At 64.8% G+C, this 23,463-nt stretch carries 19 protein-coding genes; 14 read left to right on the forward strand and 5 right to left on the reverse strand.

Annotation, left to right across the window (positions count from 1 at the left end; translation table 11 throughout):
- Window positions 1-137: 137 nt before the first annotated feature.
- Window positions 138-587, reverse strand: a complete 450-nt coding sequence (locus XH96_RS09490; RefSeq protein ID WP_024339447.1) for a cupin domain-containing protein — start codon at window positions 585-587, stop codon at window positions 138-140.
- A 188-nt stretch (window positions 588-775) separates the two neighbouring features.
- Between XH96_RS09490 and XH96_RS09495 the strand changes: the two genes are divergently transcribed.
- Window positions 776-1,801 (forward strand): AraC family transcriptional regulator, encoded by a 1,026-nt coding sequence (locus tag XH96_RS09495; protein WP_194392267.1) that lies wholly within the window; start codon window positions 776-778, stop codon window positions 1,799-1,801.
- Window positions 1,802-1,859: 58 nt separating this feature from the next.
- Here the strand turns inward: XH96_RS09495 and XH96_RS09500 are convergent, their stop codons facing one another.
- Complete coding sequence (locus tag XH96_RS09500; RefSeq protein ID WP_194392268.1) at window positions 1,860-2,492, reverse strand: cupin domain-containing protein; 633 nt, start codon at window positions 2,490-2,492, stop codon at window positions 1,860-1,862.
- A 221-nt stretch (window positions 2,493-2,713) separates the two neighbouring features.
- On the opposite strand from XH96_RS09500, the gene XH96_RS09505 reads away from it, so the two are divergent.
- The 8 genes from XH96_RS09505 (at window position 2,714) to XH96_RS09540 (ending at window position 15,173) form a co-directional block, all read left to right on the forward strand.
- Complete coding sequence (locus XH96_RS09505; protein ID WP_194392269.1) at window positions 2,714-4,405, forward strand: peptide ABC transporter substrate-binding protein; 1,692 nt, start codon at window positions 2,714-2,716, stop codon at window positions 4,403-4,405.
- A gap of 27 nt (window positions 4,406-4,432) precedes the next feature.
- Window positions 4,433-5,383 (forward strand): ABC transporter permease, encoded by a 951-nt coding sequence (locus XH96_RS09510; RefSeq protein ID WP_028180332.1) that lies wholly within the window; start codon window positions 4,433-4,435, stop codon window positions 5,381-5,383.
- Window positions 5,384-5,385: 2 nt separating this feature from the next.
- On the forward strand, window positions 5,386-6,261 hold the full coding sequence (locus tag XH96_RS09515) for an ABC transporter permease (RefSeq protein ID WP_194392270.1): 876 nt from the start codon (window positions 5,386-5,388) through the stop codon (window positions 6,259-6,261).
- A gap of 40 nt (window positions 6,262-6,301) precedes the next feature.
- The gene (locus XH96_RS09520) at window positions 6,302-7,630 is read left to right on the forward strand and encodes an FAD-binding oxidoreductase (RefSeq protein WP_194392271.1); all 1,329 of its coding nucleotides are present in this window, start codon (window positions 6,302-6,304) and stop codon (window positions 7,628-7,630) included.
- A gap of 7 nt (window positions 7,631-7,637) precedes the next feature.
- Window positions 7,638-8,564, forward strand: a complete 927-nt coding sequence (locus XH96_RS09525; protein WP_194392272.1) for a glyoxylate/hydroxypyruvate reductase A — start codon at window positions 7,638-7,640, stop codon at window positions 8,562-8,564.
- Between the two features lie 201 nt (window positions 8,565-8,765).
- Window positions 8,766-10,646 (forward strand): ABC transporter ATP-binding protein, encoded by a 1,881-nt coding sequence (locus XH96_RS09530; RefSeq protein ID WP_194392273.1) that lies wholly within the window; start codon window positions 8,766-8,768, stop codon window positions 10,644-10,646.
- A 376-nt stretch (window positions 10,647-11,022) separates the two neighbouring features.
- Window positions 11,023-11,538, forward strand: coding sequence for a hypothetical protein (locus XH96_RS09535; protein WP_194392274.1), 516 nt, complete (start codon window positions 11,023-11,025; stop codon window positions 11,536-11,538).
- 305 nt (window positions 11,539-11,843) lie between these two features.
- Entirely contained in the window at window positions 11,844-15,173 is a 3,330-nt protein-coding gene (locus tag XH96_RS09540; RefSeq protein WP_194392275.1) for an adenylate/guanylate cyclase domain-containing protein, read from the forward strand.
- 48 nt (window positions 15,174-15,221) lie between these two features.
- Here XH96_RS09540 and XH96_RS09545 read toward each other — a convergent pair whose 3' ends face one another.
- Complete coding sequence (locus tag XH96_RS09545; RefSeq protein WP_194392276.1) at window positions 15,222-16,445, reverse strand: polyhydroxyalkanoate depolymerase; 1,224 nt, start codon at window positions 16,443-16,445, stop codon at window positions 15,222-15,224.
- 157 nt (window positions 16,446-16,602) lie between these two features.
- Between XH96_RS09545 and XH96_RS09550 the strand changes: the two genes are divergently transcribed.
- Entirely contained in the window at window positions 16,603-17,259 is a 657-nt protein-coding gene (locus tag XH96_RS09550; protein ID WP_194392277.1) for a glutathione S-transferase family protein, read from the forward strand.
- A 280-nt stretch (window positions 17,260-17,539) separates the two neighbouring features.
- Here the strand turns inward: XH96_RS09550 and XH96_RS09555 are convergent, their stop codons facing one another.
- Complete coding sequence (locus tag XH96_RS09555) at window positions 17,540-17,764, reverse strand: hypothetical protein (protein WP_024339451.1); 225 nt, start codon at window positions 17,762-17,764, stop codon at window positions 17,540-17,542.
- Window positions 17,765-17,947: 183 nt separating this feature from the next.
- Here XH96_RS09555 and XH96_RS09560 point away from each other — a divergent pair, with 183 nt between their 5' ends.
- Entirely contained in the window at window positions 17,948-18,295 is a 348-nt protein-coding gene (locus tag XH96_RS09560) for a hypothetical protein (protein WP_194392278.1), read from the forward strand.
- A 9-nt stretch (window positions 18,296-18,304) separates the two neighbouring features.
- Here the strand turns inward: XH96_RS09560 and XH96_RS09565 are convergent, their stop codons facing one another.
- Window positions 18,305-19,408 carry a mandelate racemase/muconate lactonizing enzyme family protein gene (locus XH96_RS09565; protein ID WP_194392279.1) on the reverse strand — a complete coding sequence of 368 codons (1,104 nt, stop codon included), beginning with the start codon at window positions 19,406-19,408 and terminating at the stop codon, window positions 18,305-18,307.
- A 465-nt stretch (window positions 19,409-19,873) separates the two neighbouring features.
- Between XH96_RS09565 and XH96_RS09570 the strand changes: the two genes are divergently transcribed.
- The 3 genes from XH96_RS09570 (at window position 19,874) to XH96_RS09580 (ending at window position 23,392) form a co-directional block, all read left to right on the forward strand.
- A complete protein-coding gene (locus XH96_RS09570) occupies window positions 19,874-20,812 on the forward strand; it encodes an SMP-30/gluconolactonase/LRE family protein (RefSeq protein ID WP_194392280.1) in 939 nt (312 codons plus the stop codon).
- Window positions 20,813-20,930: 118 nt separating this feature from the next.
- Window positions 20,931-21,524, forward strand: coding sequence for a GNAT family N-acetyltransferase (locus tag XH96_RS09575; RefSeq protein ID WP_194394083.1), 594 nt, complete (start codon window positions 20,931-20,933; stop codon window positions 21,522-21,524).
- A gap of 221 nt (window positions 21,525-21,745) precedes the next feature.
- On the forward strand, window positions 21,746-23,392 hold the full coding sequence (locus tag XH96_RS09580) for a GMC family oxidoreductase (RefSeq protein ID WP_194392281.1): 1,647 nt from the start codon (window positions 21,746-21,748) through the stop codon (window positions 23,390-23,392).
- Window positions 23,393-23,463: the final 71 nt, after the last annotated feature.

Below are 23,463 nucleotides of genomic sequence, written 5' to 3' on the forward strand. Positions count from 1 at the left end.
AAGCGCGGCCGGCCGAGCTGCAAGCAGATGAAGGTGGACGAGGAGGCGGGTCGCCTCGAGCATGATCCGGAAAAGTGTGTAGCGGTTTTCCGGAAAGATCATGCTCAAACAACAACCTAAAGCGCGATGATCGCGCTCTAGTCGTTGGCCTCGGGCGGCAGGAAGTCGACCTCGTGCAGCGCCGAGATGCGCACGACCTCGGCAGGGTCGGTCAGATTGTGCAGCTGGTTGAACAGCGCCTCCAGCTTCTGCATCGGCGAGACCCAGAACAGCGCGCGGCACGGCTTGTCGGACTTGTTGAAATAGCCGTGGGGGATGCCGCGCGGCATGCGGACGAGGTCGCCGGCATGGGCCTTGACCCATTGACCGTCCAGCTTGAGGTCGAGCGTGCCTTCCTGCACCAGGATGAACTCGTCCTGGGTCGGATGGATGTGCACCGGCACGAACTGGCCGGGATCGCTGTTGGTCTCGAACGCGAAGGTGGAGTCGGTGACAGCCTTGGGGAAATAGACCTGGCCCAGGATATTCCAGCTCTTCCCGCCATAGCCCGTGCCGTTTGCAGTAATGCCCTTTTCGAGTGCAGTCATGCTCACCTCCTCATGGATACCGGCGGGGACGGAGCGTCGACCAGCCAGGGGCCGCTTGTCTATCCGCTAAACGAATCCGGATACGGCTGTTGCCATGCAGCACGGGCGATTTCATGGCGCACCCCTTTTCGGGTCTGGTGAACTATTATAGGCTTAAAGCAATTCCGTGACGCGAAGCGTGGTCGACGATGTCCGCAGCCGTGCTGGAAACGAACGCGATAACGCCCGCAGCCGAGCGGCTTGCGGCCTTCGCCCGCGTCACCACGGATGACGTCGACGAAGCGGCCGAGCAGATCGGGCGCATCTTTTGTCCGCACGATCTCAAGCCGGCGCAGGCGCGGGCGGACGGCTTCTCCGCCCGGCACAATTGCGCTGATTTCGACGGCTTCTCCATCAACTACGTCGCCTATGGCGGATCGGTCGGCATCGATCCCGGCTGTCTGGAGCGCTTCTTCCTGGTGCAGGTCCCGCTTGCGGGCTCCGCCCGCATTCGTGCCGGCCTCAGCGAGCTCGACGTCGCGCCGGCCCGGGCAGCCTCGCTGCTGTCGCCGACCGTCCCGACCCGGATGATCTGGGCCGACTGCGCGCAAGCGATCCTGCTGCTCGACCGCCGCCTGGTCGAGCAGCGCGCTGCGGCGCTGTCGGGCAGGGCGACCGGGGTGGTCGAGTTCGATCCCGCGATCGACCTGGAGGCGCCGTCCGGGCGGGCCTTGCAGAGCAGCCTCGCCGGGCTGATGACGCTTGCCGAGCGTCTCGGGCCATCGGAAAGGCTTTCGCCGGCCGCGATGGCCGATTGGCGCGAGCTGCTGCTCGATCATCTCCTCAACGGGCAGCGGCATGGCCTGTCGGATGCGATCCGGAGGTTCTCGGGGCAGGCCGAGCGCCTGCCGCGTGCGCTCCGCGCCGCGCGCGATCATCTGGCGGACAATGCCGGCGAGCCGCTCGATCTCGAGGAGCTCGCCTGCGTGTCCGGCATCGGCATCCGCGCGCTCCAGCTCGGCTTCCGCCGTCACTTCGGCGTGTCCATTTCACAGATGCTGCTCGACATGCGGCTCGCCGGCCTCCACGCCCGGCTCGCGCAGGCTTCCGCCGGTATCTCCATCACCGACCTCGCCTTCGATCTCGGCTTCACCCATCTCGGCCGCATGGCCGGCGCCTACCGCGAAAAATTCGGCGAGACACCGTCGGCAACGCTGCGGCGAAGGATGAGCTGAGGCGGGATGAAGTTAGGCTCGCGCGGCGGTCCGTGTCACCAGGAGTGGACGGGGCGCCTCAACCCGCCGGCGGATCGGTCTCGCGCAGCGTCGTCACCCAGATCACGCGCGCCACCTGCTGGGTTGGGTTGTCGAACATGTGCGGCACGATGCTCGGAAAACGAAAGCTATCGCCGGCCTCCAGCAGATGAGCCTGGTTGTCGAGCCAGAGCCGCAGGCTGCCCGAGAGGATGTAGCCGGCCTTCTCGCCGGTGTGCTGCAGGAAGTCGGTGCCGGAGGAGGCGCCGGGATTGAGCGTGAGCTCGTAGAGTTCGAGCTGGCCTTTGCCTTCCGGGGTCAGTGCTTCCTTCACGACACCGCTGGCGGTGAGGCGCAGCAGCCGCCGGTTGGTCTTGCGTACGATGTAGCGCGGCACGTCGGCGGGATCGCTGCTCTCGAAGAAATAGGAGATGGGAACGTCGAGCGCGATGCTGAGCAGGCGCAGCGTGCGGATCGACGGCATGGCGCGCGCGCGTTCGAGCTGGCTGATCATGCCGGTGGAGAGGCCGGTCTTGTTGGCGACGTCCTGGATCGAGAGGCCGGCGCGCTGCCGCAGCAGCCGCACGGTCTCACCCAGACGCTGGTCGACCGCATCGTCAGCTTCGATCGCCGGAGCGTCTTTCGTGCCGTTCGGACCGCTGCGACCATCCATGTCGCCCTCCCATGCATCATCTCAACCTCGGACCGCATCGGTCTCGTGGCTTTAGTAGGACTGAAAAGGTTGCGCATACTAGCAATGCGATTGACAGCTGTATTTAGTCGTGATGAAATTTTGGCACAATAATTTAGAAGCACTAAAGCCCACTCCTGTCCCTTTTGCCGGGGTCTCGGGGGCGCGGGAGACGGTGCCGCGTGCGACAACGGAGAGTGGTCATGGCAGGCGACACCGGCAAGCTCGGCGTTGGGGCACTGCATCTCGGCATTCCGAATCGCCGTCAATTCTTCCAGCTCGGCGCGGGAGCCGCGGCGGGATGGACGCTTTCAGGAAACGCATTCGCGCAGACCGAACGTCCCACAAATCCGCCGGACAAGCCGCGGGGCCAGGTGATCGCGGCGCTGTCGCAGGAGCCGACCGTCTTCCATCCGCTGATGCCGGGCATCGAGGTCGACCAGGGCATCTGGTGGCAGGTGTTCTCGCCGCTCTGGTTCATCGAACCCGACGGCAAGTTCGTCCCAGACCTCGCCCGCGAAGTCCCGACCATCGAGAATGGTGGCCTCTCGGCCGACGGCCTGACCTGGAAGATCAAGCTGCGCAGCGACGTGAAGTGGCACGACGGCACGCCGTTCACGGCCGAGGACGTGAAGTTCTCGCTCGAGCTGATCAACAATCCCGGTTTCCGCGCGCGCAGCCGGGTCGGCCATAGCCTCGTCAAGGACATCACCGTCGTGGCGCCCGACGAGATCCATTGGCGGATGGAAGCGCCCTATTCGCCCTATATGTCGATCCTGGCGTCGTTCACGTTCATTGTGCCCAAGCACATCCTGGAGAAGGTGTCCGATCCAAACGCCTCACCGTTCCACAATGCGCCTGTCGGGACCGGCCCGTTTCGCTGGGGCGAGCGCGTGCCCGGCGACCATATCCAGTTGAACGCCCACACCGGTTATCATGGCAAGGGGCCGTACGTCGAACGCGTGGTCTTCAAATACATCCCTGATCTCACCGTGCTCTATACCCAGTTCCGCACCGGTCAGGTCGACTACACGGGCCTGCAAGGCATCCTGCCGAACTTCGTGCAGGAGGCGAAGACGCTGAAGGGCCGCAAGATCTTCGTCTCTTCGACGTCCTCGGTAGAGCATATCGCGCCGAACCTGGATTTTGGCCCATTCACCGATCGTGCCGTGCGCGAGGCGCTCTATCTCGGCATCAACAAGCAGGCGATCATCGACGCGCTCTATTACGGTCTGCCGACGCAGACCGAGAGCTTCGTGCCGCAGCAGGCCTGGTCGTTCCAGCAGGGGCTGCCGCAGCACAAATACGATCCTGCCAAGGCCAACGCGCTGCTCGATGCCGCGGGCTGGGTTCGCGGCTCCAGCGGCATTCGCGAGAAGGGCGGCGTCAAGCTCGAGTTCGCCAACTCGACGACGGCGGGCAGTGCCGTGCGCGAACAATGCCAGCAGCTCCTGATCCAGGACTGGCGGGCCATTGGCGCGGCGATGCGCGTCAACAACATGCCGGCGGCTGTGATCTGGGGCGACTTCTGGCAGCAATCGAAGTTCAATTCGGTGATCGTCGGCGTGAACTTCATGCTGGGCAGCGACCCCGACGTGACGCCGCGCTTCGGCTCCGGCGCCATTCCCGCCAAGGGCGGCCGCGGCTACAACACGTATCAATATCAGAGCGCGGAGGCCGACCGGCTGTTGTCTCAAGGCGCCAAGCAATTCGACCTGGCGCAGCGCAAGGCCACCTATGGCGAGCTGCAAAAGCTGATCCGCAACGACCTCGCCATCCTGCCGCTGTTCCAGGGCTTCATCGCCGAGGGCATCAAGGAGGGGCTGCAAGGCTTCCGTCCCAACATCAACATGTCGATCAACAGCTGGAACATGCGCGAATGGTATTGGGCGTGATGCGTCCAATACGCCGGATCGCCTGAGATGGCCCGTTACGTCGTCAACCGCCTGGCGCAGGCGATCATGCTGCTGGTGATCGTCTCGGCGATCGGCTTTGCCATCCTGCATCTGGCGCCCGGCGGTCCGCTATCGCAGTTCGCCGTGTCCGGACAGATGACGCAGGAGGATCTCGACCGCGTCACCAGGCAGCTCGGGCTCGATCGCCCGCTGCCGATCCAATATCTCGACTGGTTCGGCCGCATGGTACGGGGCGACTGGGGGCGCTCCTATCGCGACGGCGAGGCGGTGCTATCGGTGATTTCCTCGCATCTCGGCGCCACGCTGGAGCTGATGGCAACGGCGACGGTCATCGCGGTGCTGCTCGGCTGCTGGATCGGCGTGCTCGGCGCGCTGCGCCGCTATTCGCTGTTCGACACGCTGGCCACCGTCGGAGCCATGATCGCGCTGTCGATCCCGACCTTCTGGTTCGGCCTCGTCACCATCTATGTCTTCTCGGTGAAGCTCGGCTGGCTGCCGGCCGGCAACAGGCAGACCATCGGCGACGGCTCCTTCCTCGATCTGCTGCATCATCTGATCGCGCCGGCCATGGTGCTGGCGCTGGTCGAAACCGCGATGTGGGGCCGCTTCATGCGCTCCTCCATGCTCGAGGTGATCAACCAGGACTACATCCGCACCGCGCGCGCCAAGGGCATGCCGGAATGGCGCATTCTCACGGTGCACGCGCTTCGCAACGCGCTGCTGCCGATGATCACGGTGGCGGGCCTGCAGTTTCCGACGCTGCTCGGCGGCGCACTGGTCGCCGAGACCGTGTTCACCTGGCCCGGCATGGGCCGGCTGTTCCTCGATTCCATCGGCTATCGCGATTATCCCGTGGTGATGGGCATCCTGATGTTCTCGGCGACCATGGTGCTGATCGGCTCCCTGCTCGCCGACATCCTCTATGCCGTCGTCGATCCGCGCATCCGGGTGGGCTAGCGATGACGGCTGCGACCCTCTCCACCGTTCAGCTCGCGCCCGGCCAGGCCGCGTGGCGTCGTTTTCGTCGCCACCGGCTCGCCCTCGCGGGCGCGGTGATCATCCTCGTTCTCGTCCTCGGTTCGGCGTTCGGTCCTTATCTGCTGCCGTTCGACGACACCTATATCGACATCATGAAGCGGTTCGCGCCGCCGCTGTCCGGCGCGCATATCCTCGGCACCGACGAGCTCGGCCGCGACGTGCTGGCGCGACTGATGATGGGCGGTCGCGTCTCGCTCTCGATCGGCATCGTCGCGATGGTGATCGCGATGGCGGTCGGAATTGCCGTCGGCGCTTTCGCCGGCTTCTATGGCGGCGTGGTCGGTGCGGTCCTGATGCGGCTTGTCGATGCCGTGCTGTGCTTTCCGACCATCTTCCTCCTGCTGGCGCTGGCCGCGCTCACCGAGCCCGGCCTCGTCACAACCACCGTGCTGATCGCGGCGACGGCCTGGATGGCCGTCGCTCGCGTCGTCGAGGCCCAGGTGCGGTCGCTGCGGGAACGCGAGTTCGCAGTCGCCGCGCTCGCCTTCGGCTCGTCGAACCTGCGGATCATGTTCCGCGAGCTCGTGCCCAACGCGATCGCGCCGATCGTGGTCGCGGCGACGCTGAACGTTGCCAAAGCGATCCTGCTCGAATCCTATGTCAGCTATCTCGGCTACGGCATCCAGCCGCCGGCGGCGAGCTGGGGCAACATGCTCAACAACGCGCAGATCTATCTCACCAGCGCGCCGTGGCTTGCGATCGCGCCGGGCCTCGCCATCACGCTGGCTGTCACCAGCTTCAACTTCCTCGGCGACGGCCTGCGCGATGCGCTCGACCCGCGAATGAACATCCCATGACGAGCCAGGTCTCGTTCGAACTGAAGTCCAGGAGTGTCCCATGTCCCCGCCGCTCAACCGTATCAACAGCGATGAACGCCTACCGGCGCAGGTAGACGTCGTCGTCATCGGCGGCGGCGTCATCGGCGTCTCCTCTGCCTATCATCTGGCGAAGAAGGGCCTTTCCGTCGCACTGGTCGAGAAGGGCCATGTCGGCGGCGAGCAGTCGAGCCGCAATTGGGGCTGGTGCCGGCAGCAGGGCCGCGCCCGCGAGGAAATCCCGCTCGCGCGCGAGGCGCTGCTTCTGTGGGAGGACATGCAGAACGATGCCGGCGTCGATGCCGGCTTCCGCCGCACCGGCGTCCTGTTCCTGACCAAGAGCAAGGACGAGCTCGCAAGCTGGGAACGCTGGGCCGCGGTCGCGCGCGAGATGCAGGTTCACTCCACTGTTCTGACGCCGGCCGAGGTTGCCGAGCGCATGCCTGATAATACCGACGCATGGGTCGGCGGCCTGCATACGCCGAGCGACGGCCGCGCAGAGCCGTCGATGGCCGTCCCCGCGCTCGCCACCGCCGCGCGAAAACACGGCGTCACCATCCATCAGGGCTGCGCCGCGCGTGGGCTGGAGACGACAGGCGGGCGCGTCAGCGCCGTCGTCACCGAGAAGGGTACCATCCGCACCCAATCCGTTCTGCTGGCGGGCGGTGCGTGGTCGTCGCTGTTCTGCCGCCGCCATGGCATCGAGCTGCCGATCGGTCTCGTCAACGCCACCGCGTGCCGGACCACGCCGGGGCCGGAGATCACGTCGGGCGCACTCGGCACCGATTTCTACTGCATCCGTCGCCGCCTCGACGGCGGCTTCACGCTGGCGCTGCGTAACCGCGGCACGGTCGAGCTGTCGCCGGACCTGTTGCGTTACGCCTGGACCTTCTGGCCGACCTATCAGCATCGCAAGAACGGCCTGAAGCTGTCGTTCGGCAAGTCGTTCTTCGACCAGCTCATGCGCGGCACGAACTGGAGCTTCGACAAGCCGTCGCCGTTCGAGGCTGAGCGCGTGCGCGATCCCGCACCCGACATGTCGCTGGTCAATTCGGCGCTGTCAGCGCTGATCAAGTCGAATCCCGAGTTGAAGGACATCGAGATCGCGGAAGCCTGGGGCGGCACGATCGACTGCACGCCGGATACGATCCCCGTGATCTCGGCGGTCGATGCGCTGCCGGGCTTCTTCCTCGCCACCGGCTTGTCGGGCCACGGTTTCGGCATCGGCCCTGCGGCCGGCAAGCTCGCCGCCGACATCGTCACCGGCGCAACGCCGCTGGTTGATCCCGCCGCCTACAGCCACAAGCGCATGATCGACGGCCGCAGGCTCGCGCCGGTCAGCCCGTTCTGAGGCCGGCATGACGGTTCTCTACAAGGCCAACATGGTGCGCGGTGCCGAATGGGCGCGCTTCTTCGCGGAGCGCGCGCCCGACGTGCCGTTCCGGCTCTGGCCCGACATCGGCAATCCCGCCGAAATCCGCCATCTGGTGGCGTGGGTGCCGCCGGATGACATTGCGATGACCTTTCCCAATCTCGAACTGGTCTTCTCGGTCGGCGCGGGCGTCGATCAATTCGATACCACGAAAGTTCCAGCGCATATTCCGCTGGTCCGCATGCTGGAGCCCGGCATCGCCGAGACCATGGTCGAATACGTCACCATGGCCGTGCTCGCGCTGCATCGCGATCTCCTGGATTTCATCAACCAGCAGAAGCAGCAGGTCTGGCGCGAGATCCGGATCACGCCGGCGAAGCGGCGGCGTGTCGGCGTGATGGGACTGGGCCAGCTCGGCCAGGCCGTGCTCGAACGTCTCAAGGCGTTCGGCTTTCCGCTATCGGGCTGGAATCGTTCGCCGCGCGAGATCGAAGGTGTCACCTGTCACGCGGGCGCAGAAGCGCTGCCCGAATTCCTTGCGCAGGCCGACATTCTCATCTGCCTGTTGCCTCTCACCGACGAGACGCGCGGCATCCTGAACGCAGACCTGTTCGCGCGCTTGCCGCGCGGGGCGGGGCTCGTCAATGTCGGCCGCGGTCCGCATCTCGTTGAGGCTGATTTCCTAGCGGCGCTCGACAGCGGCGCGTTGTCCGGAGCGGTGCTCGACGTCACCGATCCCGAGCCGCTCCCGCCAGGTCATCCGTTCTGGAGCCACCCGCGCATCCTGCTGACGCCGCACAATGCCAGCATGACGACGCCCGACACCGCCGTCGATTTCGTGCTCGACGTCATCGCCCGTCATCGTCGCGGCGAGGAGCTGCCGGGGCTGGTCGATCGCAGGCGGGGGTACTGAGGGCGGAATGGTGATGGTGACATCAGTGCTGCCACGAACTCCTCTTACCTCTCCCGCTCGCGGGAGAGGTCGGCGCGTAGCGCCGGGTGAGGGCTCTCTCCTCTGGGGGAGCCTTCGTTGTCGAGACACCCTCTTCCCAACCCTCCCCCGCAAGCGGGGGAGGGGGCGCACCGTCACCCCGGCGAGCGGTGAGGGCCTTGCATGAGCATCGGCGCGACCAGACCGGATCAAGCCTTCGCCAACGCACGGTCTCCCGTGCTGTCGGTCGCCGGCCTTACCACCTCCTTCATGCTCGAGCGGCAATGGATCCCCGTTGTCCGCAACGTCTCCTTCGACATCGCGCCGCGGGAAACCGTCGCGATCGTCGGCGAGTCCGGCTCGGGCAAGAGCGTCACCGCGCTCTCGATCATGCGGCTGATTCCGCAGGAGATCGGTCGCGTCGAGGGCCGCATCATGTTGGCCGGCCGCGACCTGCTCGCGCTGCCTGAGGCGAGCATGACCAGCATTCGCGGCAATGACGTCGCCATGATCTTCCAGGAGCCGATGACGAGCCTCAATCCGGTGCTCACCATCGGCTTCCAGATTGCGGAAGCGCTGATCCAGCATCGCGGCCTGTCGCGCGCAGCCGCCGAGGCGGAGACCATCCGCCTGCTCGATCGCGTCCGCATCCCCGGAGCGAAATCCCGCTTCCACGAGCATCCGCATCGCTTCTCCGGCGGCATGCGCCAGCGCGTGATGATCGCGATGGCGCTGGCCTGCAGGCCGAAGCTTCTGATTGCGGACGAGCCGACCACCGCGCTCGACGTCACCATCCAGGCCCAGATCCTCGAACTGCTGAAGGAGCTGCAGCAGGAGGAGGGGATGTCGATCCTCTTCATCACCCATGACATGGGCGTAGTCGCCGAGATCGCTGACCGCACCGTGGTGATGTATGGCGGGCAGGCGGTGGAGACGGACGCCACCGCGCGCATCTTCGCCGCGCCTGCGCATCCCTATACGCGCGCGCTGCTCGCGGCCGTGCCACGGCTCGGTTCGATGGACGGGCGGACGCGGCCGATGCGTTTTCCGATCGTCGACAAGGTGACCGGCACATCGGACGAGCCGGCCGAGACGCCCGATACGGTTTCACCCGCCGAGCGGCCTTTGCTCGAGGTCTCAAACCTCACGACGCGCTTTCCGATCCGCTCCGGCCTGTTCGGCAAGGTCTCGGGCCGCGTCCACGCGGTCGAGAACCTCTCCTTCACCTTGCGCGCCGGTGAGACGCTGGCGCTGGTCGGCGAATCCGGCTGCGGCAAGTCGACGACGGGGCGCTCGATCCTGAGGCTGCTCGAGCCGGACAGCGGGACGGTTCTGGTCGACGGCGAGAACGTGCTGGCCATGAACGGCCGAGCTTTACGCGATTTTCGCAAGCAGATGCAGATCGTGTTCCAGGACCCGTTCGCGAGCCTCAATCCGCGCATGTCGGTGGGAACGGCGATCGCTGCGCCCTTGCTCGCCAACGGGCTCGCCTCGGCGGCGCAGGCGCGGGAGAAAGTCGCCGACCTGCTCGTGCGCGTCGGCCTGACCGCCGACATGGCGGCGCGCTTCCCGCACGAGTTCTCCGGCGGCCAGCGCCAGCGCATCTGCATCGCGCGTGCGCTGGCGCTCGGGCCGAAGCTGATCGTCGCGGACGAAGCCGTCTCCGCGCTCGACGTCTCGGTCAAGGCGCAGGTCGTGAACCTGATGCTCGACCTCCAGGCCAGCATGGGCCTCGCCTATCTCTTCATTTCCCACGACATCGCGGTGGTCGAGCGCATGAGCCATCGCGTTGCCGTGATGTATCTCGGCGAGATCGTCGAGATCGGCCCGCGCGCCGCATTGTTCGGCGATCCGCAGCATCCCTACACGAAGAAGCTCATGTCCGCGGTGCCGGTGCCCGATCCCTCCCGCCGTCGCGCGCGGCGCGAAGCCTCCAACGACGAGATCAGAAGCCCGGTGCGCCCGCCGGACTACCAGCCACCGATGCGGCAATATCGCGAAGTGTCGCCCGGCCACGTCGTCAAGGTCTGGGGCGAGGAGTGGTCGGCTTGGCCTGCTGACTGAGGCCACCTTTCAGCTCCTGCTCCCGCGCTGCCGAGTGCGCACGATACAGGCTGTCCTCCTGAAATCGTGACTGGATCGAGCGACGGGGAACTGCGGCATGTGAACCGTCTCATATTTCACCACTTTCTTTTCGAGCTATCAGTGCTGCAAGAAATTGCCGCACCCGGAGCTAACTGACAGACACGGGTGAGATGCAGTGCCTGCGAAGCCGCGTGCTCGCAGCTTTGGATTGGTTCTCGCCTTGCTCACCGAGCAAGCCAGTTCCGTCACTCAGCGCAGATCTTTCAGAAATTGGAATCAAGGGCATCGCGAAACGGATTGACGCAGCTCCTATTCGGGGTCTGCCGGTAGGCTGCTACTTACCAAGGAGCCCCCAATGAAGTTAAGCAACGAAATTTACAGCGCATTTTCCCTGACGAGACACGCCGGCAATTTTCGGATCGCTCGTTCGAGTCTGATCAAATCGGCCCACCTTCTCGAGAGAATTGGGCTCGCAGCCGTCGGGGCCACTTGCGGCCTCTATGTGGGTGCGACCCTCTTACGTCAGAAGGGCGAACTGTTCGAAAGCGGCTGGATCGTACTGCTAACGATGCTCTACGGAGCAGTTAGCTTCTATGTTGGAATTGACTTGTCTCGTACGTTCGCTCGGACGTCGATTTCGAGCACCGCGGAGGAATACAATGGGTCCGACGCGGTCGAGGTCATGAGTGCGGCCGGAACATTCAGCGCGGCGATTGCAGCAGCTCTGTCCGTCAGCATCCTTGTCCTTGATCAAAGCCTTCCCAATGGCGTGCTGGTCTTTGTGGCCGGCTGTTGGATGGTTGGTTCTTCGCTTCAAGTTGCGGCGGGAACGATAGCGCGCAGCTACGAAGTGCCAGTGGACAAGGAGTGAAGACGACTGTGCTCACGGATAAGCGCCTACCCGACGTCGCGCCGTGAGCACAAGCTTGGTGCCGGATCGACTTCAGATCTGAACGAGTAGCCGACTATTCGCAGCAACCTCCGTCCTTCAATGCTGCGTGCGGACGATTTTTGATAGCGTTCGCGTCGACGTTCCCGCTTGGACGCGCCGGTATTGAGCAACCTAATTTGTCGCGCAACAAACAAGACGTGCCATTATGATGGCGTTGGGATATTGTCCCCGCGTGCCGTGGTCCAAAATTCTGCTAACCGCCAACCACACGATCGGTGGAGCCAATGCAGATTGCGGAGTGGCTCGAGAAGCTGGGGCTTGGGCAATACGCAGAGCGTTTTGCCCAAAATGGGATCGACATAGGCGTCCTTCCCGAACTGATGGATGAGGACTTCGATAAGCTCGGAGTCCTGCTCGGCCATCGCCGCAAAATGCTGCGTGCTATCGCCGACCTCGATCCAGCCGCGTTGATCGCATCGCCCGTTCCTCCTCAGGACGCCGAGCGGCGTCACCTCACCATCATGTTTTGCGATCTGGTCGGCTCGACTGCGCTCTCGGCGCGTCTCGATCCCGAGGACATGTGGGAGGTGATCCGGGCCTATCGCGCCGCCTGCGCGAGCGTTGTTGCTGCTTATGATGGCAGGATCGTCCGGTTCGTCGGTGACGGAATACTCGTCTATTTCGGCTATCCTCGCGCCCACGAGGATGATGCAGAACGGGCAGTGCGAGCGGGCCTCGACATCATCTCCGCGGTTGGGCAACTCAAAACAGGCGTCGACGAACGGGTTGAACTGCGGATTGCAATCGCGACCGGGCTTGTGGTGGTCGGTGACCTCGTCAGCGGAGATGCGTCAGAGGAGCACGCAACGATCGGCGACACACCGAATCTCGCTGCCCGGCTTCAGAGCCTGGCGGAGCCGGGGGCGGTCGTCGTTGCTTCGTCCACGCGCCGGCTGTTGGGAGATCTCTTCACTTTTCGCAATCTCGGACGCCGCGAGGTCAAGGGAATCGCCGACCCCATCGCGGTCTGGGCGGTCGAGGGGGCGACCGCATCGGAGAGCCGCTTCGAAGCGGTCCGCGTGGCGCGCTCGATCGGTTTTGTCGGTCGCAAGGAAGAGATCGAGTTCGCGCTCTCGCGCCAGCGGCTGGCATGGCAGGGGCATGGCCAGATGGTGTTGATTTCTGGCGAAGGGGGCATTGGCAAGTCGCGCATGGTCGCAACGCTGTCCGAAAGTCCTGCGTTGGAGGCGCACCGCCGGGTGCGATATCAATGTTCGCCCTACCACACCAACAGTGCGCTCCATCCCTTTGTTGCGCAGCTCGAGCGCGCAGCCGGAATCTGCTCGCACGACACGCCCGGACAGAAGCTCGATAAGCTCGAGGCAATGCTGGCACTTGGAACACAGCAGGTCGCCCGAGCGACACCGCTCATTGCGGCTCTCCTTTCCATTCCAACCGGCGACCGCTATCCGCCGCTCGGTTTGAGCCCGGCGCAGCAACGGCGACAGACATTTACTGCGCTTCTCGATCAGCTCGAGGGGTTGGCGCGAGCGCAGCCTCTGCTGATCATCTGCGAGGATATGCACTGGGCCGATGCCACCACACTTGAACTGTTCGATCTCGGGGTCGACCGGATCAGGGGATTGCCGATACTCGTCCTCATGACGTCCCGGCCGGAGTTCGAGCCCTCCTGGTCGGGCCTTGCCAACGTCAGTCTGTTGCGGCTCGACCGACTGGACCGGCAGGACACGCGCGCGCTGATCGAGCAGGTGGCGGTTGGTCGCCAGCTCCCACGCGAGATGATGAAGCAGATCATCGACAAGACGGACGGCATCCCGCTATTCGTCGAGGAGCTGACCAAGATGGTGCTGGAGTCCGGAATGCTCGTGGAGGAATCCGGACGCTATCGCCTCGATAGTCCGCTCCCGCCGCTCGCCATTCCCGCGACGCTGCAGGATTCGCTGATGGCGCGGCTTGACCGGCTGGCTCCGGTCAAGGAGGTGGCGCAAATAGGCGCCGCCATCGGCCGCGAATTTTCATACGCGCTGCTGAAATATGTTGTGGGACGCGATGATCTGACGCTGAGCACTGCGCTGGGACAGCTCGAAGAGGCCGAACTGCTGGTGCGTCGCGGGACCCCGCCCGAAGCAAATTATAGCTTCAGGCACGCTCTCGTTCAGGAAGCGGCCTACGAGGGCCTGCTCAGGAGCAAACGGCAGGTGCTGCACAAGCGCATCGGCGATGTCCTGCGCGACAAATTTCCATTCGTCGCCGAGACTGAGCCGGAAGTTCTGGCGCACCACTTCACTGAGGCGGGGTTGAGCGGCGTCGCTCTCGAATGGTGGCGCAAGGCGGGCCAGCAGGCGCTGAAGCGTTCGGCCTATTCCGAGGCGATCGCACATCTCGGCAAGGCGATTGCGGCCGCCGATGAGCTGTCGGATGATCCCGGCCGGATGATGAGCAGGCTCCATCTTCAAATCGCTTATGGCCGCGCGTTGCGGGGTGGCCTTGGTCATAACGCTCCCGAGACGGTAGCGGCATGGACGCGCGCGCGACAGTTCGCAGCCGGTATCGATGATCCCGTCGAACTTGCGCCGGTCCATTCGGGCCTTTTCAATGCCTGCCTGACCCACGGCGAACTCGCTCCGATGCGGGAATTGGCGGATGCCATCAGGAGCGCCGCTGACCGCCGGCCGGACTCGCCGGTGGCCGCCGTCGTCGCCCATTGGACGGGCGGCGTCACCTGCTGGTTCGGGGGCGACTACTTGAACGCGAGAACCCATCTTGAGCGGGCGCTGGCGATCTACGGTGCCGAACCGGATCCCGCGACATTCAAGGCTTCGGCGCTGGATCTTCCGTTCGTGATCATGAGGTTTCTTGCACTGGTGCTCTGGCCACTTGGTGCGGTCGCTCGCGCGCGCAGGCTCGCTGCCGAAGCGGTGAGTGCTTCGGGAGAAAAGCGGGCACTTTCCCAGGCCAATGCGCTCGTTCATCGCGCCGTGTTCGACGGACTATGTGGGGGCATGTTGCAGCAAACAGAGACGATCTTGGCGCTCGGTCTCGCGCGCGACCATACGATGCCGCTGTACGTGGCCGCCGGCACCTACCTGAATGGCCTCGCCAAATGGCGTGCCGGCGACCGAATGGCCGGACTGACGGACATGCGTCACGGCTGGACCTTGCTGCACGAGAATGATTGCTACCTCTGTGAGCCGTTTTGGGGAATGCATGTCGCCGTGGCGAATGCAGAGGTGGGCCAGGTCGAAACCGGGCTGGAAATCTTGAGCGAATTGATCGCCTCGACGGGACAATCCGGCCAGCACTGGCTTGATGCGGAGCTGCACCGTGTCCGGGGAGAACTCTTGTCGCGCCATGATCCTTCGAACGAATCCAGTGCTGAAGACGCCCTCAAGCGAGCGTTGGAAATCGCCCGATGCCAACAGACGAAGACTTTCGAGCTGCGCAGTGCCCTCGGACTTGCGCGCCTGTACGAGACAAATGGCCGAGCGGGCATGGCATCCGAGGTGCTCGCTCCCGTCCTCGTTGAATTCGATGCGGAGCGAAATCTTCCTGAAGTCGAGAAAGCGAAGCAGCTGCTCAGGCAAGAGCACTAGCGACGTGACGTTTCCCTGCGCTGGACGTCTGCGATCCAGGGACGAGGATCACGAATTCACGTGCACGAAATCGCGCAGCAGCGGGTAGATCTCGTTGTTCCAGCGCTTGCCGGAGAACACGCCGTAATGGCCGACGCCGGCCTGCATGTGGTGGACGCGGCGATAGGCGCGCACGCCGGTGCAGAGGTCTTGCGCCGCGAGCGTCTGGCCGATCGAGCAGATGTCGTCCTTCTCGCCCTCGACCGTCATCAGGCCCATGCGGCTGACGGCCTTGGTGTTCACCGGGCGGCCGCGATGCATCAGCTTGCCCTGCGGCAGGAGGTGCTCCTGGAACACGTCGCGCACCGTCTCGATGTAGAATTCCGCAGGAAGATCCATCACCGCGAAATATTCGTCGTAGAAGGTCTTGATGGTCGCCGCCTTGTCTTTCTCGCCCTTGGCGATGTGGTTGGCGAGATCCATGTGCTGCTTGATGTGGCGCTCGAGATTCATCGAGACGAAGGCGGTGAGCTGCACGAAGCCGGGATAGACCTTGCGCAGCGCGCCGCGGCACTGCATCGGCACGTAGTTGATCAGGTTCTGCTCGAACCAGTCGATCGGCCGGCTCTTGGCGAACTCGTTGACCCGGGTCGGCTGAATGCGTGTGTCGATCGGCCCCGCCATCAGCGTCAGCGTCGCCGGGCGTGACGGATGGTTGCCCTCGCACATCACGGCGGCGGCCGCGAGCGCCGAGACCGACGGCTGGCAGATCGCCACCATGTGCGGGCGCGGGCCGAGCTGGCCCAGGAAGTCGATCAGATGATCGGTGTAGTCGTCGAGCCCGAACCGGCCTTCGCTGCGCGGGATGTCGCGCGGATTGTGCCAGTCGGTGATGTAGACGTCGTGGTCCTGCAGCAGCGTCTTCACGGTGCCGCGCAAGAGCGTCGCGAAATGGCCGGACATCGGCGCCACCAGCAGCATGCGCGGCTGCTCCGCCACGCCATGCTTCTTGAAGTGCAGCAGCGAGCCGAACGGCGTCGCGTAGGCGATCTCCTCGGTGACGGCGATCTCGCGGTTGCCCACCATGACGCTGTCGATGCCGTAGGCCGGCCGGTCGTAGGTGAGGGTGGAGCGCGAGATCAGCTCCAGCGCGGCCGACAGCCGGCCGACGACCTGGTCCGACATGCCCTGCGGTACCAGATTGAGGAATTTGAGCGCCGACGAAGCCCCTGCGCGCCATGGCGCCGTCAAGTCCATGTGGTTTTGAAAGGCCTGATAAAACATCGACATCATGCTGAAACGCCCATCCCGTCCCGTGCTGCTATGCAATAAGGACGCCAGACGGCGGTCGCGCCGCCGCAGAATTGGCACGTCGCTTGCTGCTCAGACCCATGGAAAGTTCAGGCCACGGGCACGCCCGGGCTGAAGTCGGGACCAGGGAAGAGGCCATATGGCGAAGGCGACACTGACCATCAGCAGCAAGAACTACTCGTCCTGGTCGCTGCGTGGCTGGCTGCTGGCGAAATTCTCCGGGCTCGATTTCGAGGAGATCGTCACCGCGCCGGACGATCCGTCGGCACGCGCCGAGATTTTGCTGCTGTCGTCGTCGATTCTGGTGCCGTGCCTGCGGCACGAGGGTGCCGTGGTCTGGGATACGCTGGCGATTGCCGAATATCTCAACGAGGTGATGCCGGACGCCGGCCTGTTGCCGGCCGACCGTATCCAGCGCGCCCATTGCCGCTCGATCTCAGGCGAAATCCATTCCGGCTTCACCACGCTGCGCGCCTCGCTGCCGGTCAACCTGAAGGGACACTTTCCGGGCTTCAAGATCTGGTCGCGGGCGCAGGCCGACATCGACCGCGTCTCGTTCATCTGGCGCGACTGCCTGGAGAAATCGGGCGGCCCCTTCCTGTTCGGCGCGCGGCGCACCATGGCGGATGCGATGTACGCCCCGGTGGTGACGCGCTTTGTGACCTATGACGTCAAGCTCGAGCCGCGCCTGAAGGCCTACGCCGATACCATCATGGCCATGCCGGAGATGCAGGAATGGATCGCTGCGGCGCGGGAGGAGCCGGCCGAGATCGAGGAGCTCGAGGTCGAATATTAGGCAGGTGTTGCGCCACCCTGCCTGTTTCGGGGGCGGCGCCCTCGCGCGGCGGCCTCACGGCGATGCCTTTTGCCGCAATTAACCTTTGGCGCCGGTGACAGGCCGGGCTCATTCCGCGTGCTGCGCAGATATTGTGCGCACCCGCACAACCGCATCGACATCTAGCCGTGAACAGCTGCGTACACGGCCTTTCGGCTGATTCGGACGTGATTCGTTCGGGCCGCGTTCCGAAGGTTAAGGCGGAGCGCGGCGCCGTCGCATTTTGAAACAGAAACCGCTCTCAGGCGGCCCCACGCTGCTTCACGCGCGGCAGGCGCCAGCCGATGACGGTTGCTTCGACCGCAATGCCGGCCTCGTGGTTCTGCCAGCGTCCCTCGACGTAGCGGCAGGCGAACGGCAGCTGATATGTTCCGCTGTGATCCTCGCAGAGCACTTCGAGTGGCAGGCCCGGCGGTGGTTCTCCGGCTCCGTCGAACTCCGCCAAACGTCTGTCGCGCGTTGCCATTCCAAAAATCTCCCCTAAACAAAGCCGCGGAACGAGCGCCCACTTCATCCGCGTGCGGATCATCGTTCCCGTCCCAGGGAACGGACGCAAGCTCAACGCGAGAATGCGGTACGAGTGTGGTAGCGTCACGCTGCGGCGCGCAAACGGCGCACATTGCCGTGATCGATTGGACGAGGAACCTGCATGCTGCTTCGAAACGCCGGCATTTGTTTCGCGATGTTGCTGCTCGCAGCGCTAGCGCCGCTGCCGCTCCGCGCGCAGGACGTGCCCGGGATCGAGATCTGCACCGTCGAGAAGACCATGGAGCGGCGCACCAGCTGCCTGCAGAGCAATGTCGATTTCCTGCAGAAGACGATCGCCAAGCTCGCCCTCGATCATCAGCAGAAGCTGGATGCCGCCAATCGCCAGATCGACGCGCTGAAGTCGAGCCTCGCGAAGACGCTCGGCGAGGTTCAGGCCGCGCAGGCGAAGACCGCCGAGGATCTGAAGAAGAAGCAGGACGCCCCGCCGCCCAAGGACGCCGCGAAATAAGCGCGCTGTTCACGCGACGCGATAGCGCTCCATCACGGCACGATCGGGGTCGTAGCCGAGCCCGGGGCCTGTCGGCACCGCGACATGGCCGGTGGCATCGACATCGGCGCGTCCGCCCCAGAGGCAGGCCTCGCGCTTGAGATAGAACATCTCGACCAGCCCGTCGTCGCGCGTCGCGAGCAGATGCAGCGTCGCCAGCAGGCCGGGGCCGAAGTAAGGGGAGTGCGGGACGATCTTGATGCCGGACCGATCGGCCAGGCCTGCGACCTTCAGGAATTCCGTGATGCCGCCGACCTTGGTGACCGAGGGCTGGGCGTGGCTGACCGCGCCCGCCTCGATCATCTGGCGGAATTGATATTCGGTGCAGGCATTCTCGCCGGCGGCGATGTCGAGCCCGCCCTTGCTGCGGACGTCGGCAAGCGTGGCGAAGTCTTCCGGCGGCCAGACCGGCTCCTCCAGAAACATCGGCTGCGCCTCCCGGCATGTTTTCGCAAACGCGATCGCCTGCTCGCCCGTCAGTGGACAGTTCATGTCGACCATCAGCGTAATGGCCGGCCCGATTGCCTCGCGCGCCGCGAACACTGCCGGCGCTGTGGTCTCGTGCAGCTTGATCGCGCCATAGCCGAGCGCGAGCGCCTTCCTGCATTCGGCGGCGATGTCGCCCGGCGAGCCGATCCGCAACAGGCTCGCGTAAGCCGGAATCGCCGTGCGCCTGATCTCGCCCAGCAGGCGATGCACGGGGACGCCTTCGGCCTTCGCAGCCAGGTCCCACAATGCGATATCGAGCCCGGAGATCGCGAACATGGTGATGCCGTAGCGGCCGAACAGATGCAGGTTGCGCTGGATTTGTTCCATCACCGCGGGAATGCCGGCAGCATCGGGCACCTTCAGTCCGCGAGCCTGCGGCGCGATCATCTCCTCGACGGCGCTGCGCGTGGTGCGCGGGCAGACATAGGCGAAGGCATCGCCCCAGCCGGTCAGCCCGGAATCGGTCGTGACCTCGACGAGGACCATGTCGAGCGCGGAAATTGCGGAAGCACCCTGGCGGAAGCTTGCGACACCGGCGTCATAGGGAATGCGGATATGGTGCGCCCGCACATCGGTGATTTCCATGACGCGGTTCCTCTTTCTCGTGAGCGGTTTCAACGAGTGTAGCCACGAACGCCGGGGCGTTGCCAGTGACGATTGCCGAGCTATCGTCATGCGAAGGACAGCAATGCCGATCAAGCAGAGCGGCAGAGACCGGCGCATCATTGCCGCGCTTCGACGAGAGCCTGAACCGCCATGAATCCAGCCCAGCGCGCGCTCTGGTATATCGAGAGCCATCTGGCCGAGCCCATGACGCTCGACGAGATTGCCGCCGAACTTCGACCGCTACGGCGAGGCCTTCGATCCCGTGGCCGGCAACGGCGGCTTCGAAATCTGGATACCCGTGCGAGAGTAGCGCGCAACGCTGGCATACCGTCCGGCTTGCTTGGCAAGGCTTGGTGACTTTGTCATAACCGCGGGCAAATCTTGCGTATGGGGCCCGTGCCGGACATCCCGTGCAAGTCATAACAAGCAGCCGGGAGGGTCCCAATGTCGAATGCCACGACCAACATCCGCGTTCTCGCCACCGACCTCGAATTTCCCGAAGGACCCGTGGTGATGCCGGACGGCTCGGTGGTGCTGGTGGAGATCCGCGGCCAGCGCCTGACCCGCGTCTATCCCGACGGCCGCAAGGAGATCGTCGCCAGGATTCCGGGCGGTCCGAACGGCGCCGCGCTCGGCCCCGACGGCAAGATGTACATCTGCAACAATGGCGGCTTCTCCTGGATCCCGACCCGCAACATGATCATGCCGGGTCCGCAGCCCGACGATTATCTCGGCGGCTCGATCCAGCGCGTCGATTTGCAAACGGGCAAGGTCGAAACCGTCGTGAGCAAATGCGGCGCGCATGATCTGCGTGGGCCGAACGACCTCGTCTTCGACAGGCAGGGAGGCCTCTGGTTCTCCGATCTCGGCAAGCGCCGCGCGCGCGAGATGGACGTCGGCGGCATGTACTACCTCAAGCCCGGCATGACCGAGCTCGTCGAAATCGTGCACGGCATCCTGCCGGCGAACGGCATCGGCCTGTCGCCGGACGAGAACACCGTCTACATCGCGGAGACGCCGACCGGCCGCCTCTGGGCCTACGAACTCTCCGCGCCGGGCACGCTCAAGCCGCGCGACGTGATCTACCGCGGCGAACGGGGCAAGCCGATCTGTGGCCTCGGCGGCTACCAGATGTTCGATTCGCTCGCGGTGGAGGCGGGCGGCAATGTCTGCGTCGCCACCCTCGTCTCCGGCTGCATCTCGGTGATCGCGCCCGACGGCACCCTGGTCGAGCAGGTCCCGACCGGCGACCGCGTCACCACCAACATCGCCTTCGGCGGCCCCGAGCTGAAGACCGCCTACATCACCCTGTCGGGCAAGGGCGAACTGATCGCCATGGACTGGCCGCGCGGCGGTTTGCCGCTCAATTTCCTAAACAAGTGACGATTGCGCTTGCGCAATCGTCATTCCGGGGCGATGCGAAGCATCGAACCCGGAATCTCGAGATTCCGGGTCTGGTCCTTCGGACCATCCCGGAATGACAATCATGAGGACCGATACGATGCCCTGGCCCGATCCCATCACCCTGCGCGGACAGCACGCCCATCTGGAGCCGCTGTCGCATCAGCATCGCGAGGGGCTGGTCGAGGCCGTCAGGGACGGCGAACTATTCAAGCTCTGGTACACTGCGGTCCCGACGCCTGAGGGCATGGCGAAGGAGATCGACCGCCGCCTGGGGCTCCAGTCCGCGGGCGCGATGCTGCCGTTCACCGTGTTCGACGCCGGCGGCAGGATCGTCGGCATGACCACCTACATGAACATCGATGCCGCGAACCGCCGCGTCGAGATCGGCTCGACCTGGTACGGCAGGAGCGCGCAGCGCGGCCCGCTCAACACGCAGTGCAAGCTTTTGCTGCTGCGCCATGCCTTCGAGACGCTGAACTGCATCGCGGTCGAGTTCCGCACGCACTTCTTCAACCACCAGAGCCGCCGCGCCATCGAGCGCCTGGGCGCCAAGCAGGACGGCATCCTGCGCAGCCACCAGATCGCGCCGAACGGCACCTTGCGCGACACCGTGGTCTACAGCATCACCGCCGCCGAATGGCCGACGGTGCAGGCGCATCTGGAGTTTCAACTCAACGACAAGCCGCGCTAGGGATGTCTTCTGATCGATACGAGCTCGCCGCGATGGTTCTCACCTCTCCCCGGAGGGGAGAGGTCGATTTGCGCAGCAAATCGGGTGAGGGGGCTCCGGTCCCACGAGAGACCGCACCCCTCACCCGGCGCTCCGCGCCGACCTCTCCCTATGGGAGAGGTGATCGCGAGCGCGGCAACAGTTTAGCTAAATCAATTAAGCGATAAGGCGGCCGAGGCACCATGGACAGATTCGATTACGTCATCGTCGGCGCGGGCTCTGCCGGTTGCGTGCTCGCCAGCCGGCTGAGCGAAGATCCCAACATCAGCGTCTGCGTGCTCGAGGCGGGCCCGAGGGACTGGCATCCCTACATCCATCTGCCGGCGGGTTTCATAAAAACCTTCCACATGAAGAGCATCAACTGGGCCTATCAGCAGGAGCCCGGGCCCTGGACCGGCGGGCGCAGCATCTACGCGCCGCGCGGCAAGACGCTCGGCGGCTCGTCCTCCATCAACGGCCACATCTACAATCGCGGCCAGCGCATGGATTTCGACACCTGGGCGCAGATGGGCAATCGCGGCTGGGGCTATGCCGACGTGCTGCCGTACTTCCGGCGGCTGGAGAAGCGGGTCGGCGAGGGCGAGGCGCTCTATCGCGGCCGTGAGGGCAGTCTCACGGTCACGACGATGGACTGGCGCGATCCGCTCTGCGAGGCCTTCATGGAGGGCGCGGTCTCGCTCGGCATTCCCCGCAATCCCGATTACAACGGCAAGACTCAGGAAGGCGTTTCCTACTGCCAGCGCACCATCAACAACGGCCTGCGCGTCTCGGCGGCCACCGCGTTCCTCAAGCCGGCGATGAAGCGGCCGAACGTGCATGTGCACACCCATGCGCACGCGACCGAGATCATCTTCGAAGGCAAGCGCGCCGTCGGCGTGCGCTACATGAAGGGCGGCCGCGGCGGTCATCCCGTCGAGGTGCGCGCCAACAAGGAAGTGATCCTCTCCGGCGGCAGCTACAATTCGCCGCAGCTGCTGCAGCTCTCCGGCATCGGCTCGCCGGATCTGTTGCAGCAGCACGGCATCGCGGTGCGTCACGCGCTGCCGGTCGGCGAAGGCCTGCAGGACCATTACGCCCCGCGCACGGTGGCGCGGGTCAAGGACATCAAGACCATCAACGAGCTCCGCCGCGGCCTCTCGCTCTGGATCGAGGCGCTGAAATGGGCAACTGCGCGCCGCGGCCTGCTGTCGCTGTCGCCGACCATGGTCTATTGCTTCTGGCATTCCGGCGAGAGCGCCGAGAGCTCCGACCTCCAGCTCACCTTCACGCCCGCTTCCTACAAGGAAGGCGTGCAGGGCCAGCTCGAGGACGAGCCCGGCATGACGGTCGCCTCCTGGCAGCAGCGTCCCGAGAGCCGCGGTTACGTCCGCATCCGCTCAAGCGATCCATTCGCGCCGCCGATCATCCAGACCAACTATCTCGATGCCGAGCTCGACCGCCGCGTCGTCGTCGGCGGCATGAAGCTCGCGCGCAAGCTCTTGAAGTCCGCGCCGCTGTCGCCCTACTACGCCTATGAGGACTTCCCCGGTCCGAACGTCAACACCGACGACGAATTCCTGGCAGCCGCAACCGAGCGCGGCACCACCACCTTTCACCCCGGCTGCACCTGCCGCATGGGCCCGGCGGACAGCACATGGGCGGTGGTCGACGACCAGCTCCGCGTCCACGGCCTCGAAGGCCTCCGCGTCATCGACGCCTCCGTCATGCCCCGCATGATCTCGGCGAATCTCAACGCCTCCACAATGATGATCGCCGACCGCGCCTCGGACCTGATCCGCGGCAAGCAGCCGATGGAAGCCGCAAGGATTCCGGACGCGGCGGTGGCGTGATATCTTCGTAGGATGGGTAGAGCGCAGCGAAACCCATCATCGTGCAGCAATCGCTGAAGCACGATGGGTTT

Source organism: Bradyrhizobium sp. CCBAU 51765, from assembly GCF_015291725.1.
In the GTDB taxonomy this organism is placed as follows: domain Bacteria; phylum Pseudomonadota; class Alphaproteobacteria; order Rhizobiales; family Xanthobacteraceae; genus Bradyrhizobium; species Bradyrhizobium liaoningense.

Bases quoted from the DNA above. Each gene is read 5' to 3' on its own strand.
- XH96_RS09490 (WP_024339447.1), bottom strand. From the start codon at position 587: ATGACTGCACTCGAAAAGGGCATTACTGCAAACGGCACGGGCTATGGC.
- XH96_RS09495 (WP_194392267.1), top strand. From the start codon at position 776: ATGTCCGCAGCCGTGCTGGAAACGAACGCGATAACGCCCGCAGCCGAG.
- XH96_RS09500 (WP_194392268.1), bottom strand. From the start codon at position 2,492: ATGGATGGTCGCAGCGGTCCGAACGGCACGAAAGACGCTCCGGCGATC.
- XH96_RS09505 (WP_194392269.1), top strand. From the start codon at position 2,714: ATGGCAGGCGACACCGGCAAGCTCGGCGTTGGGGCACTGCATCTCGGC.
- XH96_RS09510 (WP_028180332.1), top strand. From the start codon at position 4,433: ATGGCCCGTTACGTCGTCAACCGCCTGGCGCAGGCGATCATGCTGCTG.
- XH96_RS09515 (WP_194392270.1), top strand. From the start codon at position 5,386: ATGACGGCTGCGACCCTCTCCACCGTTCAGCTCGCGCCCGGCCAGGCC.
- XH96_RS09520 (WP_194392271.1), top strand. From the start codon at position 6,302: ATGTCCCCGCCGCTCAACCGTATCAACAGCGATGAACGCCTACCGGCG.
- XH96_RS09525 (WP_194392272.1), top strand. From the start codon at position 7,638: ATGACGGTTCTCTACAAGGCCAACATGGTGCGCGGTGCCGAATGGGCG.
- XH96_RS09530 (WP_194392273.1), top strand. From the start codon at position 8,766: ATGAGCATCGGCGCGACCAGACCGGATCAAGCCTTCGCCAACGCACGG.
- XH96_RS09535 (WP_194392274.1), top strand. From the start codon at position 11,023: ATGAAGTTAAGCAACGAAATTTACAGCGCATTTTCCCTGACGAGACAC.
- XH96_RS09540 (WP_194392275.1), top strand. From the start codon at position 11,844: ATGCAGATTGCGGAGTGGCTCGAGAAGCTGGGGCTTGGGCAATACGCA.
- XH96_RS09545 (WP_194392276.1), bottom strand. From the start codon at position 16,445: ATGATGTCGATGTTTTATCAGGCCTTTCAAAACCACATGGACTTGACG.
- XH96_RS09550 (WP_194392277.1), top strand. From the start codon at position 16,603: ATGGCGAAGGCGACACTGACCATCAGCAGCAAGAACTACTCGTCCTGG.
- XH96_RS09555 (WP_024339451.1), bottom strand. From the start codon at position 17,764: ATGGCAACGCGCGACAGACGTTTGGCGGAGTTCGACGGAGCCGGAGAA.
- XH96_RS09560 (WP_194392278.1), top strand. From the start codon at position 17,948: ATGCTGCTTCGAAACGCCGGCATTTGTTTCGCGATGTTGCTGCTCGCA.
- XH96_RS09565 (WP_194392279.1), bottom strand. From the start codon at position 19,408: ATGGAAATCACCGATGTGCGGGCGCACCATATCCGCATTCCCTATGAC.
- XH96_RS09570 (WP_194392280.1), top strand. From the start codon at position 19,874: ATGTCGAATGCCACGACCAACATCCGCGTTCTCGCCACCGACCTCGAA.
- XH96_RS09575 (WP_194394083.1), top strand. From the start codon at position 20,931: ATGCCCTGGCCCGATCCCATCACCCTGCGCGGACAGCACGCCCATCTG.
- XH96_RS09580 (WP_194392281.1), top strand. From the start codon at position 21,746: ATGGACAGATTCGATTACGTCATCGTCGGCGCGGGCTCTGCCGGTTGC.